The sequence below is a fragment of the Frateuria sp. genome (assembly GCF_013362045.1).
In the GTDB taxonomy this organism is placed as follows: domain Bacteria; phylum Pseudomonadota; class Gammaproteobacteria; order Xanthomonadales; family Rhodanobacteraceae; genus Frateuria_A.
Genome location: NZ_JABFWW010000129.1, coordinates 1 through 8323, shown reverse-complemented (window position 1 = coordinate 8323; position 8323 = coordinate 1). Strand labels below are relative to the sequence as shown.

7 protein-coding genes are annotated in these 8323 nt (G+C 67.0%); 1 reads left to right on the top strand and 6 read right to left on the bottom strand.

From position 1 onward, the window contains the following. The 6 genes from HOQ08_RS05965 to HOQ08_RS05940 all read right to left on the bottom strand — a co-directional run. A partial coding sequence (locus HOQ08_RS05965) for an AAA family ATPase (protein ID WP_291192460.1) occupies positions 1-663 on the bottom strand: 663 nt, incomplete at its 3' end. Between the two features lie 166 nt (positions 664-829). Beyond that, positions 830-3028 carry a type IV pilus secretin PilQ gene (locus HOQ08_RS05960; RefSeq protein WP_291192459.1) on the bottom strand — a complete coding sequence of 733 codons (2199 nt, stop codon included), beginning with the start codon at positions 3026-3028 and terminating at the stop codon, positions 830-832. Positions 3029-3081: 53 nt separating this feature from the next. After that, positions 3082-3627 (bottom strand): pilus assembly protein PilP, encoded by a 546-nt coding sequence (locus HOQ08_RS05955; protein ID WP_291192458.1) that lies wholly within the window; start codon positions 3625-3627, stop codon positions 3082-3084. Beyond that, positions 3624-4286: a type 4a pilus biogenesis protein PilO gene (gene pilO / locus HOQ08_RS05950; protein ID WP_291192457.1), complete on the bottom strand. Its 663-nt coding sequence runs from the start codon at positions 4284-4286 to the stop codon at positions 3624-3626. The genes HOQ08_RS05955 and pilO overlap by 4 nt, the downstream gene beginning before the upstream one ends. Continuing rightward, positions 4283-4942 carry a PilN domain-containing protein gene (locus tag HOQ08_RS05945; protein WP_291192456.1) on the bottom strand — a complete coding sequence of 220 codons (660 nt, stop codon included), beginning with the start codon at positions 4940-4942 and terminating at the stop codon, positions 4283-4285. The genes pilO and HOQ08_RS05945 overlap by 4 nt, the downstream gene beginning before the upstream one ends. Beyond that, a complete protein-coding gene (locus HOQ08_RS05940) occupies positions 4942-6000 on the bottom strand; it encodes a pilus assembly protein PilM (RefSeq protein WP_291192455.1) in 1059 nt (352 codons plus the stop codon). The genes HOQ08_RS05945 and HOQ08_RS05940 overlap by 1 nt, the downstream gene beginning before the upstream one ends. Before the next feature lie 268 nt (positions 6001-6268). On the opposite strand from HOQ08_RS05940, the gene HOQ08_RS05935 reads away from it, so the two are divergent. Next, a partial coding sequence (locus tag HOQ08_RS05935) for a transglycosylase domain-containing protein (RefSeq protein WP_291192454.1) occupies positions 6269-8323 on the top strand: 2055 nt, incomplete at its 3' end.

The following is an 8323-nucleotide window of genomic DNA, read 5'->3' as shown; positions in this document are numbered from 1 at the left end:
CGCGGCGAATACGTCGGCCTGGCTGAGCACTGCGCGCGGCGGCGCCGCCGGATGCAGTGCGCGGCGCGCCTGCTCGCGGGCGAGCTTGAGGATGGCAAGCTCCGATGCGGCGTCCGGATAGCCGATGGTCACGTGCATCACGAAGCGGTCGAGCTGCGCCTCGGGCAGCGCGAAAGTGCCCTCCTGCTCGATCGGGTTCTGCGTGGCCATCACCAGGAACAGGTCCGGCAGATGCCAGGTGCTGCGGCCGACGGTGATCTGCCGTTCGGCCATGGCTTCGAGCAGCGCCGACTGCACCTTGGCCGGCGCGCGGTTGATCTCGTCGGCCAGCACGATGTTGTGGAACAGCGGGCCGCGTTCGAATTCGAAACTGCCCGCCTGCGGACGGAACACGTCGGTGCCGGTAAGGTCGGCCGGCAGCAGGTCCGGGGTGAACTGCACGCGATGGAAGTCCGCCTCGATGCGCGCGGCCAGTGCCTTGACCGCGGTGGTCTTGGCCAGCCCCGGCGCCCCTTCGACCAGCAGGTGGCCGTCGGCCAGCAGGGCGACCAGCAGGCATTCGATCAGGCGCGGCTGGCCGATCACGTCGCGCTGCAATTCCTCGCGCAGGTGTGCGAAGGCCTGCTGTAGGCGGTGAGGCGACGCGGTTTGCGGAATGTCCATCGGCGGTCCGTAGAGGGTAACGCGGTAATGACCGCGGCAACGGCCGGAAGTTTACGGGCGCGGCCGGAAGGATCACGTGTGCCGAATTGCACGCCGCCGGCAGGATTCCGGAGCACAAAACAGAAAGGGCGGCCGAGGCCGCCCTTTTTGCGTTGCCGCGAAGGGGTTACTGCAGCGTTTCGCTCAAAATGCGCGGCGTCACGAAGATCAGCAGCTCCGCCTTGCTGTTGTTGCGCGCGGTCGAGCGGAACAGCACTCCCAACCCCGGAATGTCGCCCAGGCCCGGCACCTTGGTCGTGGTATTGGCCTTGGTGATCTCGTAGATGCCGCCCAGCACCACGGTCTGGCCGTTGTCCACCAGCACCGAAGTGTTGATCTCGCGGGTGTCGATCTGTGGCACCTGGCCGCTGCCGGGCGCGTCGATGAACTTGGCCAGCGCGTCCTTCTTGACGTTGATCTTCAGGTACACGCGGCTGTCGGCGGTGATGGTCGGGGTCACGCGCAGCTCCAGCACGGCATCCTTGAACTGCACCGTGGCGGTGCCGCTGCCGGCCGCGCCGGTGGCGCTGTTCTGATAGGTCACGTAGCCGATCTGCTGGCCCTGGCGGATCACCGCCTCCTGCTGGTTGGCCGTGATCACGCGGGGGCTGGAGATCACCTCGCCGCGGCCTTCGGTCTGCGCCGCGGACAGCTCCAGGTCGACCAGGTAGTTGGCGCCGAGGATGGCCAGGCCGAAGCTGCCGCTCGGGCCGCTGACCGGCAGGTTGACGTTGAAGCCGCCGGTACCGGTCTGGTACGTGGTCACGCCGGAGGCGCCGCTCCCGCCGGCGTTATTGTTCCCGCGCTCGATGGCCAGGCTGGCCGCACCGTTGGCGCCGCCCTGCGGACTGGTGGCGATCACATGCCCGCCACTGGTCGTGTGCAGAGCCTGCACGCCCCACTTCACGCCCAGCTCGCGGGTGAAGTCGTCGGTTGCCACCACGATGCGCGACTCGATCAACACCTGCTGCACCGGACGGTCCAGCACGCTGATCAGCTGGCGCAGTTCGCGGATCTTGTCGGGCGTCTCGTTGAGCAGCAGGGTGTTGGTGCGCTCGTCGAAGGACACGCTGCCGCGCGGCGACAGGAAGCCACGGGTGCCACCGCCGCCGGCTCCGCCGCCACCGCTCTTGCTGCCGCTGGTCAGCAGCTGGGCGATCTCGGACGCCTTGCCGTAGCTGATCGGTATGTAGTCGGTGACCAGCTGCGCGGTGTCCTCGGCCTTCAGGCGCGCCTGGGCCACGTTCTGCTCGTACGCAGCCAGCTCCTGCTGCGGCGCGATCCAGATGACGTTGCCGTCGCGGCGCTTGTCCAGACCCTTGGCGCGCAGGATCACGTCCAGTACCTGGTCCCAGGGCACGTTGGACAGGCGCAGGGTGATGTTGCCCTGCACGCTGTCGGAGGCGACCAGGTTCTGGCCCGAATACTCGGCCAACAGCTGCAGCACCGAGCGAACCGGGATGTCCTGGAAGTTGAAGGTGACGCGGTTGCCGCTGTACACCGGCGGCTCGCCCTTGGCCAGGGCCCCGTCAGTGGTTGCGGCAGCCTTCTTGGGCGCGACCTCGACCACGTACTGGTCGGTGGTCTGGTAGGAGGAGGTCTCCACGCTGCCCTTGAAGGCGATTTCCATGGTCGCGCCGCCGCCCATGCCTGCATGGGTGCTGATCGACTGCACCGGCGTGGCGAAGTCCAGCACGTCCAGGCGCTGCGCCTGGGCCGCCGGCAGGGTCACGTGGCTGAGCTTGACGATCAGCTTGTCGCCCTCGCGATGCATGTCGGCATTGGCGCCCGCACCGCTGAAGCTCACCAGCACGCGGCCTTCGCCCTTCGGGCCGCGGCGGAAGTCGATGCCGGACACCGACGGCCCGTTCATGGCCGAAGGCAGCGCCTTGGTCGGGTCGATCGTCGACGCCGTCGTGGTGGTCTGCGCCTCGCTACCGTTGTTGACGGTCAGCACCAGGTCGTTGCCGTCCACGCGGGTGCGGTAGGACGCCTCGCGCATGAGCTCGACCACCACCCGGGTTCGACCGCCGGCGGCCACGGCCGAGACGCCCGAGGTGGAGCCCTTGCCGATGTCGAGGTGGCGCGGCGCGCTGTTGTCGGTGTCGGCGAAATCCACCGCGATGCGCGGCGGGTTGCCGGTGGTGAAGATGCGCGGCTGCGGCGGCGGGCCGCCGGCGAAATTCAAATGCAGCTCGACGGCGCCGCCCGGCAGCGTGTCGTAGCTGATCCCCTTGAGCGTGTTGACGGCAGCCAGGGCGTCACCGGCCCATGCGGCGGCGGCGATCAGCAGGCCCGTCATCAGGCATCGGCGTGCATGGCGCATGGCTCGGCCCCGGACAGGTTGGATGTGGTTGCTCATTGCGTCAGCCCCTGTGTTCATTTCTCGCCGAGCCCCATGCTGGCCGACCGTTCCATCCAGCCGCCATTGCCATTGGAAACCAGTTCGACCAGGTCGACGTGGTCTTCCGCGATGGCGGTGACCCGGCCGTAGTTCTGCCCCATGTATTCATTGCGGTGGATACGGTGGATCACGCCACCGGGGTCCTTCACCAGCGCTTCCATGCCTGCGCCGAGGCCGACCGTGCCGACCATCTTGAGGCTGTCCAGAGCGAACATCTCCAGCGGCTGCTTGGGCCGATCCTGGTCCGGGCGCGGGCCACCGCTGGCGGCTGCGGACGGCTGCAGTTCGGCCGTGCTCGCGCTGAAGGGGTCGCGCTTGCCGTCGTCGGAGTACTGGAACGTCTCGAAAGTCTTGATGACCGGCAGCGGCGGAATCGGCGCGCCTTTCTTGCTCTTTTCCTGCGCCACCCAGTCGCGCAGGTCCGACATGCCGCGGGTACAGCCGGCCAGCAGGAGCAGGACAGCGAGCATCAACAGCAGCCGCGCCGCGTGCCCGGGCCTGATGACAGCGAACCTGCTCATTTGCGCCCCCTCGGCTTGGCTGCGGCCTTGTTCTCGCCGCTTTCCTCGTCTTCCAGGTAGCGGTAGGTCTTGACCGTGCCCTGCAGCACCAGGAGCCCGCCGGGCGGCGGCTCTCCGTTGGCACCGATCGGCAGCTGCGTCGACAGCGAGACGTCGTGCATGGTGAGGATCACCACACGGGGCAGCGAGGCGACACCGCTGATGAAGTTGCCGAACTGGTGGTAGGTGCCGACCATCTTCAGGCTGATCGGCTTCTCGGCGTAGAACTCCTTGGGTTGTTCTCCGCCCGGATCGAAACTCTGGATCTCCAGGCCCGACGACAGCGCGGTCTGGGAGATGTCCACCAGCAGCTCGGGCATCTCGGTCTTGCTGGGCAGTTGGCGCAGCAGCTGGCGCAGCATGTCCTGCATCTCGTCCAATTGCTGCTGCAGCGCCTCGAGGTTGACCGACTTGGCCTGCTTCTGGGAGAACTCCTGCTTGAGCGACTCCTCCTTGCCGGCCAGTTGTTCCAGCGAGTCCTGCTGGTCGCTGACGTGCAGGTACCAGCCCAGGCCCATCACCGCCAGGAACACCAGCGCGGTGAAGAAGATCTTGATCGACTTCGACCAGCCGCCGATGTTGTTGCGGTCGAGGTTGCGCAGTTCGTCGAAGAACTTCATTTGCGAGCTCCCCCGCTGACGGCCGCAGCCGTGGATGCCGGAGCCGTGGACGCCGGCGCCGCGGGTGCAGGGTTACCCTGCAGCAACACCGGCGTCTTGCCGGTCTCCTCGGTGCTGGGCTCGCTGAGCTTCACGTTCAGGCCGAACGTATAGGGCATGCGCCCGGCGCGATAGGTGATCTGGGTCTTCTCCAGATCGGCGCCGCCCATCCACGGAGAGGCATCGAGGTTGCGCATGTACTCGGCCACGCTGGCGTTGGACTGGGCCACGCCATGCAGCACCATGGCACCACCGTTCTGGTTCATGCTGGTCAGCCGCACGCTCGCGGGGATGGTCTTCACCAGCTCGTCGAACAAGTGGACCATCTGCGAACGGTTGGCCTGCAGCTGCTCGATGATCTGCTTGCGGGCGAGCAGGCGCTGGCGGACCTTCTCCAGATCCTTGATCTTGGCGATGCGCTCGTCCAGCTGCTTGATCTCGCCTTGCAGATAGGTGTTGCGCTCGTTCTGGTTGTCGATGCGCAGGCTCATCCAGATGGCCCACATGAACAGCACCAGCAGAGCCGCCACGAAGGCCGCACCCAGCTGCATGAAGAACTCCCGTTCACGCAGCTTGCGCCGTTCGGCGCGCCAGGGAAGCAGGTTGATGTGTGCCATCAGTCGAAACTCCTGAGCGCCAGGCCGACGGCGATCATCAGGGCCGGGGCATCCTGCGCCAGCGACTGCGCCTGCACCTTGGGCGCCAGCGACATGCGCGCCAGCGGGTTGGCCACCATGCAGGGCACGCCCAGCTGTTCCTCCAGCATCGGGCACAGCCCTTCGATCGAGGCGCAACCGCCGGCCAGCACCACCTGGTCGACCTTGCTGTATTCGCTGCCGGCGAAGAAGAACTGCAGCAGGCGGCTGATCTGCTGGATCAGCGCCTCCTTGAACGGCTCCAGCGCCTCGGCCTCGTAGGATTCGGGCAGGCCGCCCTTGCGCTTGGCGCGCCCGGCTTCCTCGTAGGACAGCCCATAGCGGCGCATGATCTCGTCGGTGAGCTGCTTGCCGCCGAACACCTGCTCGCGCGAATAGATGGTGCGCTGGTGGCGCAGCACCGACAGCGTGGTCATGGTGGCGCCGATGTCGACCACGGCGACCAGCGCGTCGCGGCCGACGTTGAGCTGGTCGACCAGCATCGCGAAGGCGTTCTCCATCGCGAACGCCTCGACGTCGACTACCCGGGCCGCCAGGCCGCCCAGGTCCAGCGCGGCGACGCGCATGTCCACGTTCTCGGTGCGCGAGGCGGCCAGCAGCACGTTGTTCATGTCCGGGTTGTCGCGCACCGGCCCCAGCACCTCGAAGTCGAGGCTGACCTCGTCGATGGGATAAGGGATGTACTGGTTGGCCTCGACCTGGATCTGGCCCTCGAGGTCTTCCTCGGAAAGGTCGGCCGACATCGGCACGATGCGGGTGATCACCGCGGAACCTGCGACCGCCGCGGCGGCGTGCTTGAGCTTGGAGCCCGACCGCGCCAGCGCGCGCCGGATCGCCTCGCCCACCGCTTCGACCTCGACGATGTTCTTCTCGACCACCGCATTGGGGGGTAGCGGCTCGACCGCGTAGTGTTCAACGCGATAGCGGCCGCCGGCCTGGCTCAGCTGCAGCAACTTGACCGCCGTCGAACTGACGTCGACGCCGATCAGCGGCGGCTTCTTGGGTGTAAAGAGACCCACGTTTTTCCCCCTTGCCCCTGTCGCCCGGGCCGGAAACCGGCGGATGCGCGAAGGCATTAGATCCAAAAATTAACGCAATGGCAACGGCCTACGCGAACTTTCTCGACAAAATGGCGTGATGGCCTGCACATTTGATTAACGCCGGAAGCGGCCGCCGGATTTCGCGACCCAGCCTAAGGTTCGCCGGGCGGTCGATACTGCAGCATCTATACTCGATCGTGTTTTGACTTGAGTCTCGCTCTTCCAAACCATGCGAATTTTTAAGCGTTTGCTGCGCTGGGCCCTGGTCCTGGCCTTCTGTGGCCTGCTCCTGGCCCTCGCCGCCGTCGGCGTCGCCTATTGGCTGATCGCCCCCCGCCTGCCCTCGGTGGCGGTACTCAAGGACTACCACATGCAGGTGCCGCTGCGCGTGCTGAGCGCCGACGGCAAGCTGATCGCCACTTTCGGCGAGACGCGACGCATCCCGGTGGCCATCGCCAACGTGCCGGACAAGCTCAAGCACGCCGTGCTCTCGGCCGAGGACGCGGAGTTCTACAGCCATCCCGGCGTGGATTGGCATGGCATCGCACGCGCCGGCTGGCACGTGGTCATCTCCGGCGGCGACAAGGGCCCGGGCGGCTCGACCATCACCCAGCAGGTGGCGCGCAACTTCTTCCTTAGCCCCGAGAAGCTCTATTCGCGCAAGCTGACCGAGATCTTCATCGCGCTGCGCATGGAGAACGAGCTGACCAAGGACCAGATCCTGGAGCTCTACCTCAACAAGATGTTCCTGGGTCATCGCTCGTATGGCGTGGCCGCGGCGGCCGAGTACTACTACGGCAAGACGCTGGACCAGCTCAGCATCGCCCAGTGCGCCACCATCGCCTCGACCTTCCAGCTGCCGTCGGTGGTCAATCCGATCAACAGTCCCAAGCGCATGCTCGCGCGGCGCAACTGGGTGCTGGGGCAGATGCTGGAGCATCGCTACATCAGCAAGGCCGAGTACGAGCAGGCGGTCGACGAGCCGAACAATGCCTACGCCCACGAGCAGCCGATCGAGGTGGATGCGCCCTACCTCGCCGAGATGGTGCGCCTGCAGGCGCTCGAACGACTGGGCAACGACGCCCTGACCGAGGGCTACGTGGTGCGCACCACCGTGCAGAGCGGCCGCCAGCTGGCCGCGGTGGAGGCGATGCGCAACGGGCTGACGGCCTACGATCGCCGCCACGGCTGGCGCGGTCCCGAGGCGCATCGGGACCTGCCCGCCGACGCTGCCAGCGAGGACCTCGACCGCCTGCTTGCCGGCGATACCGACATTGCCGGCATGCAACCGGCAATCGTCACCGCCGCCGGCGCGACCGAAGCGACGCTGTACCTGGCCAGCCGGCAGACCGTCACGCTGGACTTGGCCGCGGTTGCCTGGGCACATCCCTATCGCGACGAGAACCACATCGGGCCGGAGCCCAAGAGCGTCGACTCCGTGCTCAAGCGCGGCGACATCGTGCGCGTGGGGCGCAACGAGAAGGGCGACTGGGAACTGGCCCAGCTGCCCAAGGTGCAGGGCGCGCTGGTTTCGGTCAACCCGGAGGACGGCTCGATCCAGGCGCTGGTCGGCGGCTTCAACTTCCTGCGCAGCAAGTTCAACCGCGCGGTGATGGCGGCGCGCCAGCCGGGCTCCAGCTTCAAGCCGTATCTTTATTCGGCGGCGTTCGAGCGGGGCTTCACGGCGGCCTCGATCGTCAACGACGCGCCACTTGCCCTGCCCGATCCGTCCAAGCCGAACGGCCTGTGGACACCGGAAAACGACGACGGCAAGTTCGACGGTCCGATGCGCCTGCGCGAGGCGCTGGTGCAATCGAAGAACCTGGTTTCGGTACGCCTGCTCGATGCGATCGGCGTGCGTTATGCGCGCGAATACATCACACGCTTCGGCTTCCCGCTCGATGCGCTGCCGGCCAACCTGTCGATGGCGCTGGGCACCGCATCGGTCTCGCCGATGGGCATGGCGCGCGGCTACGCCGTGTTCGCCAACGGCGGCTATCTGGTGACGCCGTACTTCATCCAGGAGATCGACGACCGCGACGGCAAAGCAGTCTACGTGGCCAACCCCACGCGCGCCTGCCGTACCTGCCAGGAGCGCCTGCTGGATACGCGCCCGCCCGGCCCGCCGCCGGTCGATGCCGGCGGACACCCCGCCAATGCGCTGGCCCAGGCGCCCGCCGGGAGCAGCACGGCGGCCAGCGTCGGCGAAGCGGTACTGCCGGCCGACGCGCACGGCGAAGGCACGCATCCGCCGCTGCTCGCGCCGCAGGTGATCGACGTGCGCAACGATTACCTCATCACT